General features: G+C 48.8%; 18 protein-coding genes and 1 tRNA gene. 16 read left to right on the top strand and 3 right to left on the bottom strand.

What is annotated here, in order from left to right; all coding sequences use genetic code 11:
* Nucleotides 1-41: 41 nt before the first annotated feature.
* From A1sIIB76_RS00540 to A1sIIB76_RS00550, 3 genes are read left to right on the top strand one after another with little or no spacing between them, the layout of a single operon-like run.
* Nucleotides 42-953 (top strand): molybdopterin-binding protein, encoded by a 912-nt coding sequence (locus tag A1sIIB76_RS00540; protein ID WP_095674306.1) that lies wholly within the window; start codon nucleotides 42-44, stop codon nucleotides 951-953.
* 9 nt (nucleotides 954-962) lie between these two features.
* Nucleotides 963-1,538 carry a GNAT family N-acetyltransferase gene (locus tag A1sIIB76_RS00545; RefSeq protein ID WP_095674307.1) on the top strand — a complete coding sequence of 192 codons (576 nt, stop codon included), beginning with the start codon at nucleotides 963-965 and terminating at the stop codon, nucleotides 1,536-1,538.
* A gap of 54 nt (nucleotides 1,539-1,592) precedes the next feature.
* Nucleotides 1,593-2,384 (top strand): 6TM ABC transporter family protein, encoded by a 792-nt coding sequence (locus A1sIIB76_RS00550; RefSeq protein WP_095684302.1) that lies wholly within the window; start codon nucleotides 1,593-1,595, stop codon nucleotides 2,382-2,384.
* A gap of 5 nt (nucleotides 2,385-2,389) precedes the next feature.
* Here A1sIIB76_RS00550 and A1sIIB76_RS00555 read toward each other — a convergent pair whose 3' ends face one another.
* A complete protein-coding gene (locus A1sIIB76_RS00555) occupies nucleotides 2,390-3,658 on the bottom strand; it encodes a dolichyl-phosphate-mannose--protein mannosyltransferase (RefSeq protein WP_095697338.1) in 1,269 nt (422 codons plus the stop codon).
* Between the two features lie 27 nt (nucleotides 3,659-3,685).
* Between A1sIIB76_RS00555 and rsmI the strand changes: the two genes are divergently transcribed.
* The 5 genes from rsmI to A1sIIB76_RS00580 are packed head-to-tail and all read left to right on the top strand — an operon-like array spanning nucleotide 3,686 to nucleotide 8,699.
* Nucleotides 3,686-4,528, top strand: coding sequence for a 16S rRNA (cytidine(1402)-2'-O)-methyltransferase (rsmI, locus tag A1sIIB76_RS00560; RefSeq protein ID WP_095684303.1), 843 nt, complete (start codon nucleotides 3,686-3,688; stop codon nucleotides 4,526-4,528).
* Nucleotides 4,525-6,087 (top strand): methionine--tRNA ligase, encoded by a 1,563-nt coding sequence (gene metG, locus A1sIIB76_RS00565; protein ID WP_095684304.1) that lies wholly within the window; start codon nucleotides 4,525-4,527, stop codon nucleotides 6,085-6,087. Before rsmI ends, metG begins: the two co-directional genes overlap by 4 nt.
* Nucleotides 6,088-6,093: 6 nt before the next feature.
* Nucleotides 6,094-6,951 (top strand): TatD family hydrolase, encoded by an 858-nt coding sequence (locus A1sIIB76_RS00570; protein ID WP_095674311.1) that lies wholly within the window; start codon nucleotides 6,094-6,096, stop codon nucleotides 6,949-6,951.
* The gene (gene rsmA, locus A1sIIB76_RS00575) at nucleotides 6,948-7,778 is read left to right on the top strand and encodes a 16S rRNA (adenine(1518)-N(6)/adenine(1519)-N(6))-dimethyltransferase RsmA (RefSeq protein ID WP_095674312.1); all 831 of its coding nucleotides are present in this window, start codon (nucleotides 6,948-6,950) and stop codon (nucleotides 7,776-7,778) included. Before A1sIIB76_RS00570 ends, rsmA begins: the two co-directional genes overlap by 4 nt.
* A 9-nt stretch (nucleotides 7,779-7,787) precedes the next feature.
* Nucleotides 7,788-8,699: a 4-(cytidine 5'-diphospho)-2-C-methyl-D-erythritol kinase gene (locus tag A1sIIB76_RS00580; RefSeq protein WP_095684305.1), complete on the top strand. Its 912-nt coding sequence runs from the start codon at nucleotides 7,788-7,790 to the stop codon at nucleotides 8,697-8,699.
* Nucleotides 8,700-8,706: 7 nt separating this feature from the next.
* On the opposite strand, the gene A1sIIB76_RS00585 is transcribed toward A1sIIB76_RS00580, so the two are convergent.
* On the bottom strand, nucleotides 8,707-9,204 hold the full coding sequence (locus A1sIIB76_RS00585; protein ID WP_095684306.1) for a MarR family winged helix-turn-helix transcriptional regulator: 498 nt from the start codon (nucleotides 9,202-9,204) through the stop codon (nucleotides 8,707-8,709).
* Between the two features lie 54 nt (nucleotides 9,205-9,258).
* On the opposite strand from A1sIIB76_RS00585, the gene A1sIIB76_RS00590 reads away from it, so the two are divergent.
* The 5 genes from A1sIIB76_RS00590 (at nucleotide 9,259) to pth (ending at nucleotide 13,103) form a co-directional block, all read left to right on the top strand.
* Nucleotides 9,259-9,330 (top strand) — tRNA-Gln (locus A1sIIB76_RS00590).
* 16 nt (nucleotides 9,331-9,346) lie between these two features.
* Nucleotides 9,347-10,774: a bifunctional UDP-N-acetylglucosamine diphosphorylase/glucosamine-1-phosphate N-acetyltransferase GlmU gene (glmU, locus tag A1sIIB76_RS00595; RefSeq protein ID WP_095684307.1), complete on the top strand. Its 1,428-nt coding sequence runs from the start codon at nucleotides 9,347-9,349 to the stop codon at nucleotides 10,772-10,774.
* Nucleotides 10,775-10,779: 5 nt separating this feature from the next.
* A complete protein-coding gene (locus tag A1sIIB76_RS00600) occupies nucleotides 10,780-11,760 on the top strand; it encodes a ribose-phosphate diphosphokinase (RefSeq protein ID WP_095684308.1) in 981 nt (326 codons plus the stop codon).
* A 120-nt stretch (nucleotides 11,761-11,880) separates the two neighbouring features.
* Nucleotides 11,881-12,510, top strand: coding sequence for a 50S ribosomal protein L25/general stress protein Ctc (locus A1sIIB76_RS00605; RefSeq protein ID WP_095684309.1), 630 nt, complete (start codon nucleotides 11,881-11,883; stop codon nucleotides 12,508-12,510).
* A gap of 17 nt (nucleotides 12,511-12,527) precedes the next feature.
* The gene (gene pth / locus A1sIIB76_RS00610) at nucleotides 12,528-13,103 is read left to right on the top strand and encodes an aminoacyl-tRNA hydrolase (RefSeq protein ID WP_095684310.1); all 576 of its coding nucleotides are present in this window, start codon (nucleotides 12,528-12,530) and stop codon (nucleotides 13,101-13,103) included.
* On the opposite strand, the gene ppc is transcribed toward pth, so the two are convergent.
* Nucleotides 13,104-15,830, bottom strand: a complete 2,727-nt coding sequence (gene ppc / locus A1sIIB76_RS00615) for a phosphoenolpyruvate carboxylase (RefSeq protein WP_095696719.1) — start codon at nucleotides 15,828-15,830, stop codon at nucleotides 13,104-13,106.
* A 118-nt stretch (nucleotides 15,831-15,948) separates the two neighbouring features.
* Here ppc and mfd point away from each other — a divergent pair, with 118 nt between their 5' ends.
* From mfd to A1sIIB76_RS00630, 3 genes are read left to right on the top strand one after another with little or no spacing between them, the layout of a single operon-like run.
* Complete coding sequence (mfd, locus tag A1sIIB76_RS00620) at nucleotides 15,949-19,434, top strand: transcription-repair coupling factor (RefSeq protein WP_095696720.1); 3,486 nt, start codon at nucleotides 15,949-15,951, stop codon at nucleotides 19,432-19,434.
* Nucleotides 19,431-20,036 carry a SurA N-terminal domain-containing protein gene (locus A1sIIB76_RS00625; RefSeq protein ID WP_095684313.1) on the top strand — a complete coding sequence of 202 codons (606 nt, stop codon included), beginning with the start codon at nucleotides 19,431-19,433 and terminating at the stop codon, nucleotides 20,034-20,036. The genes mfd and A1sIIB76_RS00625 overlap by 4 nt, the downstream gene beginning before the upstream one ends.
* A 5-nt stretch (nucleotides 20,037-20,041) precedes the next feature.
* Nucleotides 20,042-20,695: a nucleoside triphosphate pyrophosphohydrolase gene (locus A1sIIB76_RS00630; RefSeq protein WP_095684314.1), complete on the top strand. Its 654-nt coding sequence runs from the start codon at nucleotides 20,042-20,044 to the stop codon at nucleotides 20,693-20,695.
* The last annotated feature ends 38 nt before the right edge of the window (nucleotides 20,696-20,733 follow it).

Here is a 20,733-nt window from a genome sequence, read left to right on the forward strand (position 1 = left end):
ATCCCCTAGAAATTAGTGCAGTGCAAGTAAGGTTAGTGATTATGTCAGAAGCTGCGCGCGTAGATGAAGTTCTCGCTTCACTCTTAGAACTTTGTCGCCCCCTCGAGCCATTTGATATGCCTTTACTTGATGCCCACGATGCCACGCTTGCTGAAGATATCTTTGCCGGTGAGCGCTTAGTGATGAAAGCCGGTAGTCGTATCCGTTCTACCCAAATCGGATTAGCCGCATCGATCGGCCTTGATCACCTGCCCACACGACCACATCCACGAGTTGTTGTTATCTCAGCCGGCCCCGATCTAGTTGAACCAGGAGTTCCACTTAAGGCAGATGAAGAGTATGAAACAAATTCTTGGTTGCTCACTACTGCGGTACGCGAAGTTGGCGCAGTTGCCTACCGCGTTCATTCAATCCCAGATGATGAATCCCAACTACAAGATGTGATTGAAGACCAACTAGTTCGCGCTGACCTCATAATTATCAGCGGTGAACGCCACGATGATTCCTTTGATCTCATTACAAGAACTCTGGAAAAAATTGGTGAGATTAAGACTGTGGAGCTCTCCATCGAATCAAGTGGCCGACACAACTTTGGCACCATTGGTCCAGATAAGACTCCGGTAGTGACACTGCCAGGAGATCCGATTGCTGCCTACATCTCATTTGAACTTTTGGTGCGCCCAATGATTCGCACCATGCTCGGGACGGCAACAATTCACAGACCATCGCTGAAGGCAAAACTTGATAAGGCAATTACTTCCAAAAGTGGAGTTCGCTCCTACGTTCGAGCCGTACTCAGTGAAGACGGAAAATCTGTCACACCACTGAGTTCGCAAGATGAACAAGCAACCTTGTCAGATGCCAACTCACTCATTGCAATCAGTGAGAGTGATACCAAACTTTCTGCTGGAGATTCTGTCACCGTAGTTGTGCTTGAACGCCGATATATTTAAGAGCAGATAATGCATCCAACTAAGCTCTCCGGAAGCGAAGTGACGTTGCGCCCCATGCGATATCGGGATAAATCGCAGTGGACCCAAGTCCGAGCAGAAAATCGTGAGTGGCTAGATCCTTGGGAAGCAACCTTGCCAAATATTCCTGCTGGCAGCCCGGCTTATGAAGATTCCAGCGTGCGCCCTACCTTTTTTCAAATGGTGAGTCTGTTTAGACGCGAAGCACGCGCTGGTCGTTCGTACTCATTTCTTATCTGGCATAACGAGAATCTGGTGGGTCAGATAACAATGGGGGGCGTCACCTACGGCGCCATGCGTGGGGCTCATATCGGTTATTGGATTGATAAGAACTTTGCCAACCGAGGATTTACCACCCAAGCGGTAGAACTCATCTCTGAATTTGGTTTCACCCAACTTGGTTTACATCGCATCGAAATCAATGTGCGACCTGAAAATGATGCCTCATGCAGAGTTGCAGAGAAAGCAGGCTTTGAATTCGAAGGATTTAAGAAGGCTTTTCTGCATATTGATGGAGCTTGGCGCGATCACAAATGCTTTGTTAAAACTAACGAATTAATCCGTTAAACCCCCCTCGAAATCCACAGAGTTAAGGGGGTGCACCTCTAACCTTTATCCACCATGGCTTCAGGAATCATCTATTTGGCAATCATCGGGATGTGGGTTGCCTATTTTCTGCCCCGGTGGGTCCACAATAAAAATGAATTTTCTGGAAAAAGCGTCGAACGTTATAAGAGCGCGCTACGAGTCGTAGCTAGCACTACACCAGGTGCCCAAATTGGAACCGGGGCCATTTACACAGATGTTGATCGTGCAGGACGAGTTGCCCAGCAACTCATGCGTCGCAGAATTGTTTTCCTCATTATTTCGACAACACTCATACTCACGACGGTAGGTGCAATCATGCAAACATTCACATATGTAGCAATCGCTGTTCCAGCAACAGCCCTAGTTCTATACATCGCACATGTGCGACGTCAAACAGGTAGAGAACAGATTCAACGCCGCCGCGTTGATCAACTACATAAGCGAACCGAAGGTGTCTCACACACAAATCTTGCTGAAGTACTAACTAATAGGACAACAGAAGTTCATGTATCAAAAGAACACTGGATTCCATTTGCTGAACGTGAGTTAACGGGCGTTACCGTGCTACCTAAAGGAACGGCGCAATCACGTTCTGAGTGGCAACCAAATGAGGTTCCTGTTCCAACATATGTGAATGCGCCAAAAGCCATCACACCCAAGCGCATTATTGATCTCACAGAACCCGGCAAGTGGACAGATGAGCAAGAACGTCTAGAACGCGAAGCTTTAGCAGCAGCTGCTCCTTCACGAGATGAGATATTTGATCAGCAGCTTGCAGATGAAGCGGTGCAGCGACTTCGCGAGATCCGCGCTGCAAACGAATAACTGATTTAAATCCAGCTAGGGAACCACATTCTGGCCTGCCAAGCATCGTAGGTAATTACTTCACCTAGATAAATTGGCAAAAAGTAGACGAAGTTAAGGAAAATCAGAATAAATAACGCTGCCACCATCACTTCACCTCTTACCTTAAAGGTGGCCAGGATTGAGCGAACGGCAAATACCAGTGCCAAAATCACAAAAGGCTCGAAGATAATTGCGTAAAAAGTGAAGACTGTTCGTTCTTGAAAGAAGAACCAAGGCAAGTAACCGGCTGCTAATCCGGTGATAATTACTGTTATTGCTGGGTCAAAGTGGCGCGTGAGAAATGAACGCACCCAGAGACCGATGATGAGTGAGATGGCGGCAATACCAAGCCACCATAAGAGTGGTGTGCCGAGTGCGATTACTTCTTGCGAACATGATTTCGCACCACATCCTTTGGGTGACTCATAGAAAAACGACGTGGGTCTGCCCATGAATAACCAACTCCATGGATTGGCTTCGTAGACATGTTTTTCTGTGAGCCCGGTATGAAAGCCCAACATCTGTTGGTGGTAGTAAATAAATGAATTAAGAATATTTGTTGAGTGATCTCTCGCCCATCCACGGTTACTGACAAACCAACCTGACCATGAAGTGAGATAAACACCAATAGGTATTACCCCGAATTGGACAATACGTTGCACAGTTGGCTTGACCAAGTTTTTTCCGGTGTGATGCGAGAAGGCTCGATAGAAAGCGATAAGCCCAAAGGCGATAATGAAATAGAGCGCACTCCATTTTGTAGCCAGGGCTAAACCAAGTACCAGAGCTGTCCACCAATATTGTTTTGTGACAAAGAAATATGTGGCAAGGAGAATAAAGAAGGTGAGGAAATTATCGAGCAGTGATGTGCGGGAATGAACTAGTGCCAATCCATCAAGTGCCATCAACGCACTAGCAAGGCCGGTAAGGAGTGGATTTCTAAATAACTTATGTGCAACGAGTGCAAGAACGAGAATAAGTAGCGAGCCAACTACCGCGGTGGCAATTCTCCAACCAAAAGGATTGTCACCAAAGACTTTAATTCCGCTGGCAATCATCCATTTGCCTAGTGGGGGATGCACGATAAATTCTGGCTTAGCGCCAGAAACTTCTACCCCGTATTTCAGTAGATCACGAGCACCATCAACGTAGTAGACCTCATCGAAGATGAAGCTCTTTATCGAACCAAGGTTCATCACTCGAAGTACGAGTGAGATAAGCGCAATTACTATGGGAGCAATCGCTGCAATCATAAGCAGAGAATATGGGAGTATTCGCATATGGCACTAGTTCTTGCTGCAACTCCACTGGGAAACCCCCTTGATGCAAGCGCACGCCTGAAAATGGCAATTGAATCGGCCGAGATTATCGCCGCCGAAGACTCACGTCGCTTTCATCGATTGGCATCAGATCTCGGAGTCACCTTTACGGCGCGGATTATCTCCTTCTTTGAAGGAAATGAAAGTGATCGCACTCAAGAAATTCTCACGCTATTACGTGAAGGTAAAGAAGTATTGGTAGTTACCGATGCTGGAATGCCAACAATTAGCGACCCAGGATTTCGTCTGATGCGAGATGCCATTGCCGAAAAGTTACCGACCATTGTTATTCCGGGACCAAGTGCTCCCACCATGGCTATTGCACTCTCTGGGCTACCAACAGATCGCTTCACCTTTGAGGGCTTTGCACCTCGCGCGCACGGTGCACGTACTTCATTCTATGAATCCCTTCGTTTTGAAGAACGGACAATGGTCATCTTTGAAGCACCGCATCGCTTACATGAATCACTAGTAGATGCTTCCGCGATATTGGGTGCTGATAGAGCTGCCGCAATATGTCGGGAAATGACAAAGACATACGAAGAAACAATTAGAGGACCGCTTTCAGAACTTATTGCGTGGGCCGCAGGCCGCGAAGTTCTGGGCGAAATTACACTTGTGATTGCTGGAGTTGCCGCAGGTTCAGAAGTGCGCACAGCAGATGATGCCGTTGCCCGAGTTCGTGAATATGAAGTGGCCGGGATGGACCGCAAGGGAGCAATTGCCACCGTTGCCGAAGAATTCTCGATTCCGAAGAAGATCGTTTATGCAGCGGTAGTCGATGCGAATAAGATGAGCAGATGAAGTCTTTCTACCTGACAACGCCTATTTACTATGTAAATGATGCGCCACATATTGGCCATGCATATACAACGGTTGCCGGCGATGTCCTTACTCGTTGGCATCGTCAACGTGGTGAGTCAGTCTGGTTCTTAACCGGAACAGATGAGCACGGCCAGAAAGTCATGCGCACTGCCGAACAAAATAACGTTGCCCCGCAAGCCTGGGTAGATAAATTAGTCGCCGATGCGTGGAAGCCCAATTGGCAAGCGCTTAATATCGCAAACGATGACTTTATTCGCACAACTGAGCCCCGGCACACAGAACGCGTGCAGAAGTTCCTGCAATCCTTAAAAGATTCCGGACATATCTATGCTGGAAAATATGAAGGCCCATACTGCGTTGGCTGTGAAGAATTTAAACTACCAGGTGATCTCATCGATAGCGACGGTGAAAAACTCTGCCCGATTCATAGCAAGCCAATTGAGCTAGTCAATGAAAATAACTGGTTCTTCAAACTCTCTGATTTTACCCAACCGCTTCTAGATCACTACAAGAAAAACCCAGAAGCATGCCAGCCAGAAAGTGCTCGCAATGAAGTGGTTTCATTTCTTGAAGGTGGCGTTTCTGATCTTTCAATTTCGCGCTCCACATTCGACTGGGGAATTCCAGTTCCGTGGGATACAGATCAAGTTGTTTATGTCTGGTTTGACGCACTCCTTAACTACGCCACAGCGGTAGGACTCACCGACGCACCTGATTCAGAAGGTGGCAAGAAATTTACCGCTACCTGGCCCGCAGATGTGCACTTAGTTGGAAAAGATATTTTGCGCTTCCATGCTGTGATTTGGCCGGCAATGCTGATGGCTGCTGGAATTGATATACCTAAGAAGGTCTTTGCGCACGGTTGGTTACTTGTTGGCGGCGAGAAGATGAGTAAGTCAAAGCTCACCGGTATTGCTCCTTCAGATATTACTGACCATTTTGGGGTCGATGCATTTCGCTATTACTTCCTACGCGCTATTCCATTTGGCAGCGATGGGTCATTCTCTTGGGAAGATATGAGCGCCCGTTACACATCTGAACTTGCAAATGACTTTGGAAACCTAGCATCAAGACTTGCTGCCATGATTGAAAAGTATTGTGGTGGCACCGTGCCAGCAGTTGCCCACGATGCCGGGCTTGAGCAAGCTCTGAAAGAAACGGTGGAGAAGGCTGATGCAGCGATGGTGGCACTTGATTTCCAGGGTGGAATTAACGCCATCATGGATTACTGCAAGCGAGTCAATGGTTTTGTTACCGAGAAAGAGCCGTGGATTCTTGCGAAAGATCCTGCTAATCAGGGCGAACTCGAGGCAATTCTTTATAACACCGCTGAATCTTTACGCGCACTTGCCATCTTGTTACACCCAGTAATGCCGGCAACCACGCAAATTTTGTGGGAATCACTCGGTGCTCAAGCAGCCCTAGGTGAAATTGGTAAGCAAGAGATTTCACAGGTTGCAACATGGGGACAACTTCCACAAGGTGCAATAGTGACTAAGACCCCGGTTCTCTTTCCACGGTTAGAAGTTAAAGAGTAATTTTTTATGGCAGATCGCCACAACCGAGATATTGAGCGCCAGCAAGCTCCACTTCCAGAGCCACTCCCAGTTCCCACCGTCGATGCACATGCACACCTTGAAATAGTTACTAATGATGCAGCTGACTCTGCTGCCGTGCGCACGATTTTAGATGAGGCTAAATCAGTAAATGTTGATCGCGTTGTTCAGGTGGGATATTCAGCAGAACAATCTCAGTGGTGTGTTGATCTGGCCAATCTCTATCCGGGAAGAGTTTTAGCAGCTGTTGCGCTACATCCGAATGAAGCTCCTGTAGTTAAAGATTTAGAACGCGATTGGGCCATCATTGAAAAACTTGCCCAAGAACCACGCGTGCGCGCTATCGGTGAGACTGGATTAGATTATTTCCGTACTCCACCAGAGCTGCAAAAGCGGCAACAAGAATCTTTTAAATGGCATATCGAATTAGCAAAGAAGACTAAGAAGGCGCTAGTAATCCACGACCGCGACTCTCACGAGGATGTTTTATCGGTGTTACTAGAAGTGGGCGCACCTGAAAAGACTGTCTTTCATTGTTTCTCAGGCGATGTGGCAATGGCGAAGATCTGTATTGAGCGCGGCTATATCCTCTCCTTTGCCGGCACGATGACATTTAAGAACGCACCGGAGCTACGAGAAGCGGTGAAGTTAGTTCCACATGATCAACTCCTTGTGGAAACAGATTCTCCTTTCTTGGCGCCAACTCCACACCGAGGAGCACTTAATACCCCGGCACAAATTGCAAATATTGTCCGGGCGATGGCGGCAGAACGTAATGATGATGTAGCTGAGCTTGCCACCGCGCTCTCGGTTAATGCAGAGCGCATATTTGGAAGCTTTGTATGAGCCTGCTTGGTGCTTCTGAGATTCGTGAGTTAGCAGCTGCCTTAAATATCAAACCTTCAAAGTCGCTGGGGCAGAACTTTGTTCATGATGGCAATGTGTGTCGAAAGATTGTGCGAACTGCTGGGCTTACATCAAGTGATATCGCACTTGAAATCGGACCAGGTCTTGGTTCACTCACGCTGGCGATGTTGGAAGAAGCGCAATCAGTAATTGCGGTGGAAATTGATGCTCGGCTAGCAGGTCAACTTCCGGCAACGGCTGCCAAACATTCTGAGCGTGCAGAACTGCTGACTGTTATTAATCAAGATGCGCTTACGCTAAAGAGCCTGCCAGTTGCACCCACAGTTTTGATTGCGAACTTGCCATATAACGTTTCAGTGCCAGTTTTCTTGCACTTACTTGAGATATTTCCTTCACTGCGAAGCGGTGTGGTGATGGTGCAGGCAGAGGTTGCAGATCGACTTGCCGCAAAACCAAATTCAAAGGAGTATGGAATTCCTAGCGTGAAGGCGGCATGGTGGGCTGATGTCACTGGCGCTGGTTCGGTATCGCGTTCCATCTTTTGGCCACAACCTAATGTTGATTCAAAGTTAGTTGCCTTTGTTCGCCGCCCAACACCAGGAGATGAAGAACTTCGCAAGAAGGTATTTACCATCATCGATTTAGCATTTGCGCAACGACGCAAAATGTTGCGCTCAGCTCTTTCCTCACTCTATGGCGGCTCTGCAGCTGCCGAATCTCACCTCACCGCTGCCGGAATAGATCCAACACTGCGCGGTGAAGCACTTGATATCAGTGCCTTCTGCGCAATTGCGAAACAAGGGTAGAGTTTTAACGTGGGAAATAATTCAGTAACCGTTCGGGTTCCGGCCAAAGTGAATCTGCAGTTATCTGTTGGACCGCGCGAATCTGATGGTTTCCACAATCTTGTCTCTGTCTTTCAAGCGATATCAATCTTTGATGATGTCACTGTCTCAAAAAGTCATGCTGGAAGTGGCGTCACAATCTCTGTCACAGGCGAGCACACCCACGGGGTTCCAGAAGACCATTCAAATTTGGCCGTGAAAGCTGCCTTATTGGTTGGAAGTAAGTTTGATTTTGCTGTTGATGTGCATATAGAAGTTAAGAAATCCATTCCTGTCGCTGGCGGAATGGCAGGTGGCAGCGCCGATGCGGCAGCAACTCTGATTGCGATGGATTCACTCTTTCAGTTAGAGATGTCGCGGGAAGAGCTACACGCAATGGGTTCTGAACTTGGAAGTGATGTGCCATTTATGATCTCTGGTGGAACTGCAATTGGGCAAGGCCGCGGAGATCAGCTTACCGCCGCACTTTCTCGCGGTACCTATCACTGGGTATTAGCACTTTCTAGCGTTGGTTTATCTACGCCAGCTGTCTATACCGAGTGCGATCGCATGCGTTCGGAGTTAGATATTGCAGCGCCACAAGTATCAGATGTATTGATGCAATCTTTATTGGCAGCAGATGCCGAAGGTGTGGGCAAAGCGCTCACAAATGATTTACAGAACGCAGCATGCTCATTACGCCCAGCACTCAGTCTGGTGCTTGAAGTAGGTCGCGATTACGGGGCACTGGGAGCAATAGTTTCTGGTTCAGGGCCAACTGTTGCATTCTTGGTAGCTGATGAAGATGCCGGGTTAGATTTAGCTGTGGCTCTTACTGCAAGTGGTGTTGTTGGAAGTGTGACTCGAGCACATGGTCCGGTACACGGTGCCAAAATAATTTAGTAAGTTTTTATTCAACCGCTCTATCTAATTTAGAGACCAATGAACTAAGTAAATCAGCGAGCTGCTCACGATCTTTCCCGGTGAGTTCCTTGAGTAATTTACGTTCGTTACTCAGTAGCTCTTCCATCGCCGCATCTACTGCGCGGATTCCAGATTTTGTCAGCGTCACTAGTGATCCTCGACCATCGCTGGGATCTGGTTGGCGGGTAATCAGTTGTAAATCTTCTAAGTGATCTAAACGATTTGTCATGGTGCCACTAGTAACCATCGTTTCTTGCATGAGCTGTCCTGGTGAAAGTTGGTATGGCGTGCCAGCGCGACGAAGTGCCGCCAATACATCGAAGCCCCAATTCTCAAGTTCGCCAAATGCATCTCTGCGGGCGATATCCAGGTGTCGCGAAATTCGGGTGATGCGGCTTAACACCGAAAGGGGAGTGAGGTCCAAGTCGGGGCGTTCGTGCTTCCACGCCGCAATGAGGCGGTCGACTTCATCGCGTTGCTCCATAAGAAGTGAGTTTAGTGGTCGCGAGCACTACCGAATATAAGGGAGAATATAGGTTCCGCCATTGTGTAGTGGCTAGCACATGGGCCTTTGAAGCCCAGGGTCCAGGATCGATACCTGGTGGCGGAGCAAGTAGACTTACCGCATGAACCTAGAAACCGTAGTGATTCTCGCTGCGGGAGAAGGAACGCGTATGAAGTCTGCTACGCCTAAAGTTCTTCATTCAATTTCTGGTCGCACACTCGTTGGTCACGTATTGCACGCAGTCAGTGGCCTGTCGGCTAAGCAAGTTCGTGTCGTTGTTGGCGCGGGCCGGGAAAAAGTAGAAGCACACATCGCAGAGATTGCTCCACATGCAGTAACTGTCTTTCAAGAAAAACGTGGCGGCACCGGCCATGCAACACAATTAGCACTCGTTGGCTTAAAGCCAACTGGCACGATTTTAATTCTCGCTGGTGATACCCCGATGCTCACAGGAACATCGCTCACACAATTACTCGAGCACCATCATGCAGGTGGATTTACCGCCTCTGTTATGACTGCGCTACATCCAGATCCAACCGGTTATGGCCGAATTATTCGGGCCGATGATGACTCCTTGGCTCGCATCGTGGAAGAACGTGATGCCGATGAGAGTGAAAAAGAAATTATTGAAGTTAACTCAGGAGTGTATGCATTTGATGCGGCAAAGCTAGCGGGTGCAATCGGAAAACTTAAAACAGAGAATTCTCAGGGCGAGCTCTATCTGACCGACGTCATTGAAATTCTGCGCAATGAAGGTGGCACCATTGCACCAGTTCTGATTGATGACTTTTTTGAGATTCTCGGTGTTAACGACCGCGTGCAGCTAGCTGAATCTGCTGCGCTTTTGCGCGATCGCATCAACGAAGATCTCATGCGTGAAGGTGTCACCATCGTGGATCCATTAAGCACGTGGGTGGATTCCACAGCCAAGATTGAAAGAGATGTCATCCTCATGCCTGGCACTGCAATTACTGGCACAACAACGGTGGCAAGCGGGGCCGTGGTTGGCCCACGTTCAACTCTTCACAATTGCACAGTGGGTGAAAGCGCCCGCGTACTTGAATCTCATTGCACGGAAGCGATTATCGGTGCATCAGTAAATGTCGGGCCATTTACATTCTTGCGCGCTGGAACCAAATTACTAACCGGCTCTAAAGCTGGCGCATTTGTTGAGATGAAGAATGCAACTCTGGGTGAGGGCTCAAAAGTCCCTCACCTTTCTTATGTCGGAGATGCCGTGATTGGCGAGGGCAGCAATATCGGTGCGGCCACGATTTTTGTGAACTATGACGGCGTGGAAAAGCATTACACCGTGGTGGGCGACCACGTTCGGATCGGAAGCGATTCGATGTTAGTTGCGCCCGTGACAATCGGAGATGGCGCATATACCGCCGCCGGCTCTGTCATTACCGAAGATGTTCCTCCCGGCGCGATTGGCGTTGGCAGAGCAAAGCAGAGAAATGTAATAGGTTGGGTACTGCGTAAGCGCCCCGGTACAAAATCTGCTGAGGCGGCATCGCGCCACAGTAGCGACGAGCAGAAAGGCTAACTTCCTTGAGCGAAATCCGATTGTCCTCAGAGAAAAAACTTCGTCTCTTTTCAGGCCGCGGATTCCCAGAATTATCAGAGCAAGTTGCCCAAGAGCTAGGTATTCCACTCACACCGACTTCGGCTTATGACTTTGCCAATGGTGAAATTTTTGTTCGCTTTGAAGAATCAGTCCGCGGCTGTGATGCATTTGTAATTCAGTCACACTCGACCCCAATCAATAAACAAATCATGGAACAACTCATCATGATTGATGCCCTCAAGCGTGCCTCAGCAAAGCGCATCACGGTAGTCGCACCTTTTTATGCATATGCTCGTCAGGATAAGAAGAGCAGAGGTCGCGAACCGATAACCGCGCGCCTCATGGCCGATCTATTTAAGACAGCTGGCGCCGACCGCCTTATGGTTGTCGATCTTCACACTTCACAAATTCAAGGATTCTTCGACGGACCAGTTGATCACCTCTTCGCACTTCCAATGCTGGCAAATTATGTCGGCAGCAAAGTTGACCGTTCCATGCTCACCATCGTTTCACCAGACTCAGGCCGTGTTCGCGTTGCAGAACGTTGGTCAGAACTTCTTGGCGGCTGTCCTATCGCGTTTATTCATAAGACCCGCGATCCACTCATTCCTAATGAGGCAGTTGTTGGAAAAGTTGTTGGAGATGTCACGGGGCGCACCTGCGTTGTTATCGATGACATGATTGATACCGCCGGCACAATTACTAAGGCAGTTGACGCACTCTTTGAAGGCGGCGCAAAAGATGTCATCGTGGCAGCAACACATGCAGTCTTTTCCGGCCCAGCAGTTGATCGCCTTAAAGAATCACGAGCAGTGGAGATAGTCGTTACCGACTCACTTCCGCTCACTGAGGACCAGAAATTCGACAAGCTCACAGTGCTCACAATCGCCCCCCTCTTGGCTCGGGCAATACGCGAAGTCTTCGAAGATGGCTCAGTAACCAGCCTTTTTGACGGACATAGCTAACTCACGCTAGCCTTCACCTTGTTCCGGCGAGGGTGAAATTTATCCGTGATCGACGGCGTAGGCATCAACTCCTGCTGGAACTTCGCAACATAAAGAAGTATCTATTAGAGGAGCTTTAACATGGCAGAAGTATCAATCAAGGGAACTACACGCACTGAATTCGGCAAGGGCGCATCACGTCGCGCACGCGTTTCAGGTCTAGTCCCAGCTGTCATCTACGGCCATGGTGAGAAGCCAGTTCACATCACTCTTCCAGCACGCGAACTCGGTGTTGCACTTAAAGAGTCAAACGTTCTTCTTAATATTGATATCGATGGAAAGATAGAGCTCACCCTGCCAAAGTCGATTGTTCGCCATCCACTCAAGCAGATCCTTGAGCACATCGATCTCGTACTAGTGCGCCGCGGTGAGAAGGTTACTGTTGCCGTTCCTGTTCACACAGAAGGCAAGCATGATCCAGATGGCATCCTTGAGCACCAGCACAACTCAATTGAAATTGAAGCAGAAGCAACATCGATTCCTAAATTCCTGGTTCTTGATATTGAAGGAATGACAGCCGGAACTTCAAAGTACGCATCCGATGTAGTACTGCCTGCGGGAACCACGCTAGTGAGCCCAGCGAACACAATTATTGTTCACTTGTCAGAGCGCTCAACAATCGTTGAAGAAGTTGCAGTTGTGGCACCTGCCGCCGATGATGATGCTGCTGCGGCGGCACCTGCTGCAGATGCAGAGAAGAAGGACGCTTAACACTTAGACTTTCGCATATGACGTGGTTGGTAGTGGGGCTCGGAAACCCGGGCGATGAATACGCTGCCACCCGTCACAATGTGGGTCAGATGGTTATTGACCATCTTCTTAAACGTCACAATCTAAAACTCTCATCCCATAAATCTCGTTGCGATATTGCCGCCTTCAAGTTAGGCGTTGGTATTGATGCTCACTCAATCATTCTGGCTAAGTCCAAAAGCTATATGAATGAAACTGGCGGCCCCGTTAAAGCCCTCGCATCCTTCTATTCAGTAGAACCAGAGAAAATCATTGTGCTCCACGATGAGCTAGATATTGGATACGCAGCAATTCGCGCAAAGCTTGCGGGCGGTGACAACGGCCACAACGGTTTGAAATCACTGACATCTTCTTTCGGCACGGCAGAGTATTTCCGTATTCGACTTGGAATCGGCCGCCCCATGGGCGAACAAGATCCGGCAGACTTTGTGCTCAAGCAATTTAGTAAAGAAGAGAAGAAATCACTCGAGGAATTTATTGATCGAGGCGCGGACTGTGTTGAGTTCTTGATTGAAAAAGGACTTGATTTAACTCAGAGTAAATTCAACAGCTGATCAGCCGGTATTGCGAAGTCCCGCTGCAACACCGTTGATTGTGAGCAGCAGCGCACGGATCAAAGCTGGGTCGGCCTTTTCTCCTTGCTCGCGCACACGACTGAGCAGGGTCACTTGCAGAAGTTGCAGTGGAGCAAGATAGGTATCGCGGACTTGCAGCGTGCGAGCTAAGACTGGTTGGTCTCCCAGCAATGATGTCTTGCCGGTCAGAGTGAGAATCTCGGCAACAGTGAGTTCAAACTCTGCAGTGATTACATCTAGGAAGTGATGTAGCTCAGATGGAACAAGGGTTTGAACGTAATGCTTTGCCGTAACAAGATCAGTCTTAGCAAGAGTCATCTCAACATTGCTAATAAATGTTGCGAAGAAGTGCCACTCTGAAAGCATCTGTTTAAGCACATCGGACTTTCCAGCTTCACGAGCAGCTTTTAACCCCGAGCCCACACCAAACCAGCCAGGAACAATCTGACGAGATTGGGTCCAACCAAATACCCATGGAATAGCACGCAGTGAATCAAGACCACCGGCTGCATCAGGGCGACGCGACGGACGAGATCCAAGGAAGAGATTTCCAAGTTGTTCAACCGGAGTTGAGGCATAGAAGTAGGCGGGAAGATCTGGATGATCAACTAGTGCACGGTAGCGAGTAAAGGAGTTGTCACTTACTAAGTTCATGCAGTCATTCCATTTTTGCAAATCTTCAGCGCTCTGTCGCGGCCCACGATTAAGAATTGTTGCCTCAAGTGATGCGGCCAAAGTGAGTTCGACATTCTCGCGCGCAAGAGCTGGCAGTGAGTACTTATCTGAAATAACTTCACCTTGTTCGGTCATCTTGATTTGGCCATCAACTGAACCCCAAGGAAGGGCAATTAGTGCGTCATATGTCGGCCCTCCACCGCGACCGACCGAACCACCACGACCATGGAATAGACGAAGCTTCACGCCGTGCTTGACTGCAACGTCGCGCAGCATGCGCTGTGCACGGTGAATCTCCCACTGCGATGTTGCGATTCCGGCATCTTTATTTGAATCTGAGTATCCCAGCATTACCTCTTGCACATCACCGCGTAGTGCGACCAGGGTGCGGTAGGTAGGGTTAGCTAACAACTTCTCGAGAATTTCACCTGCTGCGCGCAGCTCTGCCACTGTTTCAAGAAGTGGCGCAAATCCAATCTTGGCAATCTTCTTATCAATATCAACAAGCCCAGCTTGCTTACCGAGAACAGTTGCTGCGATGAGATCATCAGCACCCTTTGTCATCGAGACGATGTAGGTTTCAATTACTTCGGAGCCAAATCGTTCGATGAGATCTGCAATTGCCACAAAGGTATTGAGTGTCTTCGCACCCGCGGCATCTAGCTTTGAGGCATCAAGGGGCGCCGAAGATGCAAGCTGAGCTATCAGAATTGGAAACTTCGCTTCATGTGAAAGTCCGGCATAGTCTGGGCCAAGCATTTGCTGCAGCACCTTGTGGTGAGCATCAGAATGCTCACGAATATCTAGGGTTGCATGGGTCAGACCAAAGGCAGCTACTGCGCGAATGGTGCGTTCAAGTAAGCCAGTTGCAAGAAGTTCACCGCGATGGGCAAAGAGTGAATCGCGCATGAGTGTGAGATCTGCCAGAAGTTCTGCAGTGTTCTTGTAGTCGCGACCTGGAACATGTGGACCACGCGCAGCATGGCGCTGGCGAGTAAAGGCAAGGCGATGAACAATTGCGGTGGCCTTGAGTCGGTATGGCTCTTGCACGTTTAGGCGCAAAAATCGCTCTTCAAATTCTGGAATATTCTTTAAGTCTTTTTCAACAGATGCGCTTAGTTCAGGTGTAGCACCTGCAATGCGGGTAGAAACTGAGAGCATCTGGCGCAGCTTGTTCATTGCCGCAATCGTGGTTCTAATTGCATGGCCGACCTGAAGCACCACAGCGTCTTCGGTAATTGCAGGTGTGATATTTGGGTTTCCATCACGGTCACCGCCAATCCAGGTTCCAAATGTTAAAGGTCTGGATGTCACAGGTAATTCAATTCCAATTCGCTTTAACTCGCGGGCGAAGTCGTTGAGAACTTCAGGAACCGTGGTGGTGGCAAGATCATCGAGGTAATACAAGGCGTTCATCGCTTCATCGAGTGGCTCTGGGCGATCTAGTCGCAACTCATCTGTCTGCCAAAGTAGATCAACAGTTTCAGCTAAACGCTCATCTTGCGTAACACTTGCGGGGGTATCAAGAAGTGAAGCGATTTCACCCAATTTACTTAAGACAGAACGGCGAGCAGCTTCAGTGGGGTGTGCGGTAAAAACTGGTCGCACATCTAATTCACTAATCCACTTAACGAGATCTTCGTGAGAAATTTCGTGACCTGCAACAGGATTTGCAATTGCATCTTCAATCTTGTCGATTGCGCGTGTAATCCAAGAACCGCCTTCGGCGCGAACTTCGGCTAGAACTCGCGAGCGGTGAACTTGCTCTGCCACATTTGCCAAGTTGAAGTAAGTGCTAAATGCACGTACTAACTGAACGGAATCTTCGACGGAGAGTTTTTCCAGAATTTCAACGCCGCCACCTTCGCGAACACTCTTTCGAACGCTTTCAACAAGTTCAAGCAGCTCGGGGCCTTCCTGGCGAACTAAGGACTGACCTAAGAGATCTCCCAAATGGCGGACATCGGCGCGAAGAGTGGCATCATCTGATGCAACCAAGCTCTTGGCTGTGTCCGTTGATTTGGTGGTCATTGGAGAATTCTCACATACATCTAGTCATCGCTAGACTGTAATTACTAGCCCCCCTTCTTTTTGAAGAGGGGCCTTGCGGCGTTTTGCCGGCAAGTCAGTATCTACCGAGGAGGCTTTGATGCGCGGGTTAATACAACTTCTGCAGCGCGATGATGAAGTGACCTCGGCTCTTGCAGATAGCGAAAAAATTATTGCTCCTTCTCCAACCTACCCATTTCTCTTGGCAATCAGAGCAGCAAGCAAGCCGCTACTGGTCATCACCAGCTCTAGCAAGGCCGCCGAAGATCTTGCTGATGAATTGAAATCTTTACACCCAGATGTATTTGAGTTTCCAGCTTGGGAGACTTTGCCGCACGAACGGCTGAGCCCTCGTAGTGACACTGTCGCCAAACGACTAGCAACGCTCTATGCGCTAAAGACTCCGACAGGTAATCCCATTGTGGTCGCACCTATTCGAGCAGTCATTCACAGATTCATTGCAGACCTTGCTCACACTCCGATGTGGACTCTTGAAATCGGGCAAGAGATAGCACTGACTGAGTTAGCAACGCACCTGACTGCACTGTCATTTACCCGTACCGATCTTGTGGAAAAACGAGGCGAGTTTGCGGTGCGAGGCGGGATCGTCGATATCTTTTTGCCACTTGCCGCACATCCTGTGCGCATTGACTTCTTCGGTGATGAAATTGAAGAGTTGTCATATTTCGATGTTTCAGATCAGAGAACCACATCGCCAGTAGTGGGCAAACTTTCAATCTTGCCGTGTCGTGAACTCTTACTCACTGATGCGATTCGAGAACGTGCGGAAGCTTTGAAAGAGCAATACCCATCAGCAATTGAAATTCTCGAGAAAATTACCGAAGGAATGATTGTTGATGGAATGGAATCTCTGATTCCACTACTGACCGATGACTTCGAAACAATTTTGGATCGATTACCTGCAAGCACGGAAGTCTTTTTCTTAGATCAAGAACGAATAAAGACTCGAACAGCTGATCTGATTGAAACAAATGCTGAATTCTTAGCTGCCTCGTGGTCAAGTGCTGCCATAGGTGGCAACGCGCCATTACCTGTTGAGAAAGTAACTTTCTTAGATTGGTCGGGACTTGAGCAAGAAATGAGCCGGCTATCGATCCCGGTCCGCTCACTAAATTCTTTTGGTAGCGATCTTGATTCCAGCGCCGTGTTCTTAGATTTCTCTCCGATTGATCCCATGCGCGGAAATGTGGAATCTCTCTGTGAATTGCTGCGCACTGCTCTAGAAGCTCACGAGAGCGTGATTTTCTCAACTCCCGGCCACGGTATGGCAGAGCGGTATGCCGGAATCTTTCGCGATGCTGACCTACCGGTGCAGATGACTGCCGAGCTTTCAGCGCAGCCAACGAAAGGCGCAATTCACATCACGCAATCTGTCATGGCTTATGGATTCGCAAGTAGCCATGCCGGAGTTTTATTCGTGACAGAACGTGACTTATCGGGCAGTAAGACAAATACCAAAGATGGCGCGCGTATGCCTTCTAAACGCAAGCAGGCAATTGATCCGCTTGAACTACGAACCGGTGATTTTGTTGTGCACGAACAACACGGAATTGGTAGATATATCGAGCTAGTGCAACGCACCGTGGCAGATGTGACGCGCGAATATTTGGTTATTGAGTATGCCTCAGCAAAGCGTGGTCAACCAGGTGATCGAATATTTGTTCCCACAGATACGTTGGAGCAAATCAGTAAGTATGTAGGTGGGGAAACTCCCACAGTGCATCGCATCGGAAGCGGTGAATGGCTTAAGGCTAAGGGCCGTGCCCGCAAGGCGGTACGCCAGATTGCAGGGGAGTTAATTCGCTTATATGCAGCGCGCACCAGCGCTCCTGGCTATGCCTTCTCACCTGACACTCCATGGCAGCGAGAGTTAGAAGATGCTTTTTCTTATATTGAAACACCGGATCAACTTTCCACAATCGAAGATGTCAAACGAGATATGGAACGCCCATATCCAATGGATCGAATCATTTGTGGTGATGTGGGTTATGGAAAGACTGAGATTGCAATCCGAGCAGCCTTCAAGGCTGTTCAAGATGGCAAGCAAGTTGCAGTGTTGGTTCCCACAACGCTCCTTGTGCAACAACACACAAAAACCTTTGCTGAACGATATGCAGGTTTCCCCATAAAAGTCGCTGGGCTCTCGCGCTTTAACACAGCAAAAGAGAGCAAAGAAATTTTGGCTGACTTGGCGCAAGGGTCAGTAGATGTTGTAGTGGGCACACACCGCATCCTTTCAAACGATGTGCAATTTAAAGATCTTGGCCTTGTGATTGTCGATGAAGAACAACGTTTTGGAGTTGAGCAGAAAGAGTCCTTGAAGAAGATGCGCACCACTGTTGATGTGCTGGCCATGTCTGCCACCCCTATTCCGCGCACGCTAGAGATGGCTGTTACCGGAATCCGTGAGATGTCCACCATCACTACTCCGCCGGAAGAGCGCCATCCCATCCTTACTTATGTGGGACCAGCCGAAGATGCGCAGATAAAGGCCGCGATTCACCGCGAGCTCTTACGCGATGGACAAGTCTTTTACATCCATAACAGAGTTGAATCTATAGACCGAGCAGCATCAAAGTTACAAGAGTTAGTACCAGAGGCCCGAATAAGAATTGCCCATGGTCAGATGAGTGAAGGCCAACTTGAAGATGTCATTCTCGCCTTCTGGAATCGTGATTTCGATATCTTGGTCTGCACCACCATTGTTGAGAGCGGACTCGATATAGCCAATGCAAATACTTTGATTGTGGAACGCTCTGAAAACTTCGGACTCTCCCAGTTGCACCAACTACGTGGTCGAGTGGGTCGCGGGCGAGAGCGCGCATATGCCTACTTCCTCTATCCACCAGATCAGCCACTTTCAGAAATTGCACTAGACCGATTGAAAACAATTGCAACGAACACGGATTTAGGTTCTGGAATGCGAGTGGCACTGAAAGACCTAGAGATACGTGGTGCTGGCAATCTGCTCGGCGGAGAGCAGTCAGGACATATTGCAGATGTCGGTTTTGATTTATACATGCGCATGGTGGGTGAAGCGGTCAACGGATATAAGACTGGTTTTATTGAAACCGAAGAGAAGAACCACGAATGCAAAGTTGAACTGCCAGTCAATGCCCACCTATCTGAAAGCTATGTTCCAGGTGAAAGGCTAAGACTTGATCTCTACCGGCGATTAGCTGATGTGCGAAACGATGCCGAAGTTAAATCGATTCAAGAGGAACTAGTTGATCGATTCGGAGAACCACCTCACGAGGCGCTCTCCTTGCTTCGAGTTGCGCAATTACGAGCATTTGCAAAATCTCTCGGCGTGCGAGAGGTTGTGGCAGCCGGTAAGTACTTGCGCATTTCGCCACTGAATCTGCCGGAATCAAAACAACTCAGACTGAACCGACTTTTTCCGGGCTCGCTCTACAAATCGGCATCCAATACCGTGATGATTGCCATTCCGCGCGCTGCCGCATGGACACCGACGGCGCAAGGCTCGGCAGTCATAGGGGATACTTCTCTCCTGGAGTGGGCTGCAAAATCCCTCGATGATGTAACGAAAGAGAGCACCTCGTGAAGAAGTTCCTTACTGTGATTGCTGTTCTGTCAGCACTTGCTCTGACCGGATGCGCAAAAGCAGATACCGCTGCATCAATTGGCGATATCACCATCACGCAGGCACAGGCGCAATCAAAGATTGATGAACTCTTAGCAGAGCGCGCAAAGATTGATACGGCAGATACCCAATTTGAAACTGGCAACGCTCTTAACCGAAGCCAACTTCGCTTCACAATTATTACAACGGTGTTTGATGAAATTGCGAAAGAGCTAAAAATCACTGTTTCAGCGACAGAACTTGAGAACTCTCGCCAAGGCATTTATAGCCAAATTGGTGGAGAGACAGAACTTTCCAAGAGTTTAGTTGCCGCGCAGATTGCGCCATCGAATTTCGACCGCTATCTACGCGCCACCATCATCTCAAATAAATTATCTGGTGCTCTTGCAATGGGTGGAGTTGCCGAAGCAGAGGTTCAGGCAAGGATCAGTGAGCTACTTCAGAAAAAAGCTGAGCAACTTAACGTCACAGTTAATCCTCGTTATGGCGTATGGGATGACGCCTCAGGTGATTTGATTCCTGGAGATTCTGCCGGATCAGCTGTAGTTCCATCAAATAAGTAAAGCTCATGTCACAGTCAGAACTTCAACGCCTAGTTGAGGTGATGGACCGCCTTCGTTCACCAGGTGGCTGTGCTTGGGATGCGGAACAAACCCATGCATCACTTATCAAATATCTGCTGGAAGAGTCTTATGAATTCATCGATGCCATTGAGACCGATGATCGCGCCGGGATGCGGGAAGAACTTGGCGATGTATTACTTCAGGTCTATTTCCATTCTCGCATCGCCCAGGACCATCCAACCGATCCCTTCTCAATCGAAGATGTAGCAAGAGCTATTGCAGATAAATTAATCAGTCGCCACCCGCATGTCTTTGAAAACCTTAAAGTCAGCGGCACGCAAGAGATTATTGAAAACTGGGAAGCAATTAAAGCCAGAGAGAAGGGGCGCACCTCTGCCATTGATGGCATTGCGATGTCTCAGCCCGCACTGCCACTAGTTTCTAAGATTTTCTATCGCGCTGAAAAATACGGAGTTGAATTGGAGCTTGCCGGCTACACCACTGAAGAAGAGGCCAATGAAAGCGCCGTTGGCGCGGCACTTGCTTCAGTCATTGGCTGGGCACATGCCAATGGCATCGATCCTGAGAATGCCTTACGTGCGCAGGCTCGAAAGATGATTGCCGAAATTCTTGCGAAGGAGCAATCAGGCTCGCGATAGGATTACCTCCTGCCCTCAACGTCGAGCGCTCAATCGAC

Origin of the sequence: Candidatus Planktophila versatilis (assembly GCF_002288265.1) — a bacterium.
Taxonomy (GTDB): domain Bacteria; phylum Actinomycetota; class Actinomycetes; order Nanopelagicales; family Nanopelagicaceae; genus Planktophila; species Planktophila versatilis.

Coding starts and splice junctions, on each gene's coding strand:
- A1sIIB76_RS00540 (WP_095674306.1), top strand. CDS start 42: ATGTCAGAAGCTGCGCGCGTAGATGAAGTTCTCGCTTCACTCTTAGAA.
- A1sIIB76_RS00545 (WP_095674307.1), top strand. CDS start 963: ATGCATCCAACTAAGCTCTCCGGAAGCGAAGTGACGTTGCGCCCCATG.
- A1sIIB76_RS00550 (WP_095684302.1), top strand. CDS start 1,593: ATGGCTTCAGGAATCATCTATTTGGCAATCATCGGGATGTGGGTTGCC.
- A1sIIB76_RS00555 (WP_095697338.1), bottom strand. CDS start 3,658: ATGATTGCAGCGATTGCTCCCATAGTAATTGCGCTTATCTCACTCGTA.
- rsmI (WP_095684303.1), top strand. CDS start 3,686: ATGGCACTAGTTCTTGCTGCAACTCCACTGGGAAACCCCCTTGATGCA.
- metG (WP_095684304.1), top strand. CDS start 4,525: ATGAAGTCTTTCTACCTGACAACGCCTATTTACTATGTAAATGATGCG.
- A1sIIB76_RS00570 (WP_095674311.1), top strand. CDS start 6,094: ATGGCAGATCGCCACAACCGAGATATTGAGCGCCAGCAAGCTCCACTT.
- rsmA (WP_095674312.1), top strand. CDS start 6,948: ATGAGCCTGCTTGGTGCTTCTGAGATTCGTGAGTTAGCAGCTGCCTTA.
- A1sIIB76_RS00585 (WP_095684306.1), bottom strand. CDS start 9,204: ATGGAGCAACGCGATGAAGTCGACCGCCTCATTGCGGCGTGGAAGCAC.
- glmU (WP_095684307.1), top strand. CDS start 9,347: ATGAACCTAGAAACCGTAGTGATTCTCGCTGCGGGAGAAGGAACGCGT.
- A1sIIB76_RS00605 (WP_095684309.1), top strand. CDS start 11,881: ATGGCAGAAGTATCAATCAAGGGAACTACACGCACTGAATTCGGCAAG.
- pth (WP_095684310.1), top strand. CDS start 12,528: ATGACGTGGTTGGTAGTGGGGCTCGGAAACCCGGGCGATGAATACGCT.
- ppc (WP_095696719.1), bottom strand. CDS start 15,830: ATGACCACCAAATCAACGGACACAGCCAAGAGCTTGGTTGCATCAGAT.
- mfd (WP_095696720.1), top strand. CDS start 15,949: ATGCGCGGGTTAATACAACTTCTGCAGCGCGATGATGAAGTGACCTCG.
- A1sIIB76_RS00630 (WP_095684314.1), top strand. CDS start 20,042: ATGTCACAGTCAGAACTTCAACGCCTAGTTGAGGTGATGGACCGCCTT.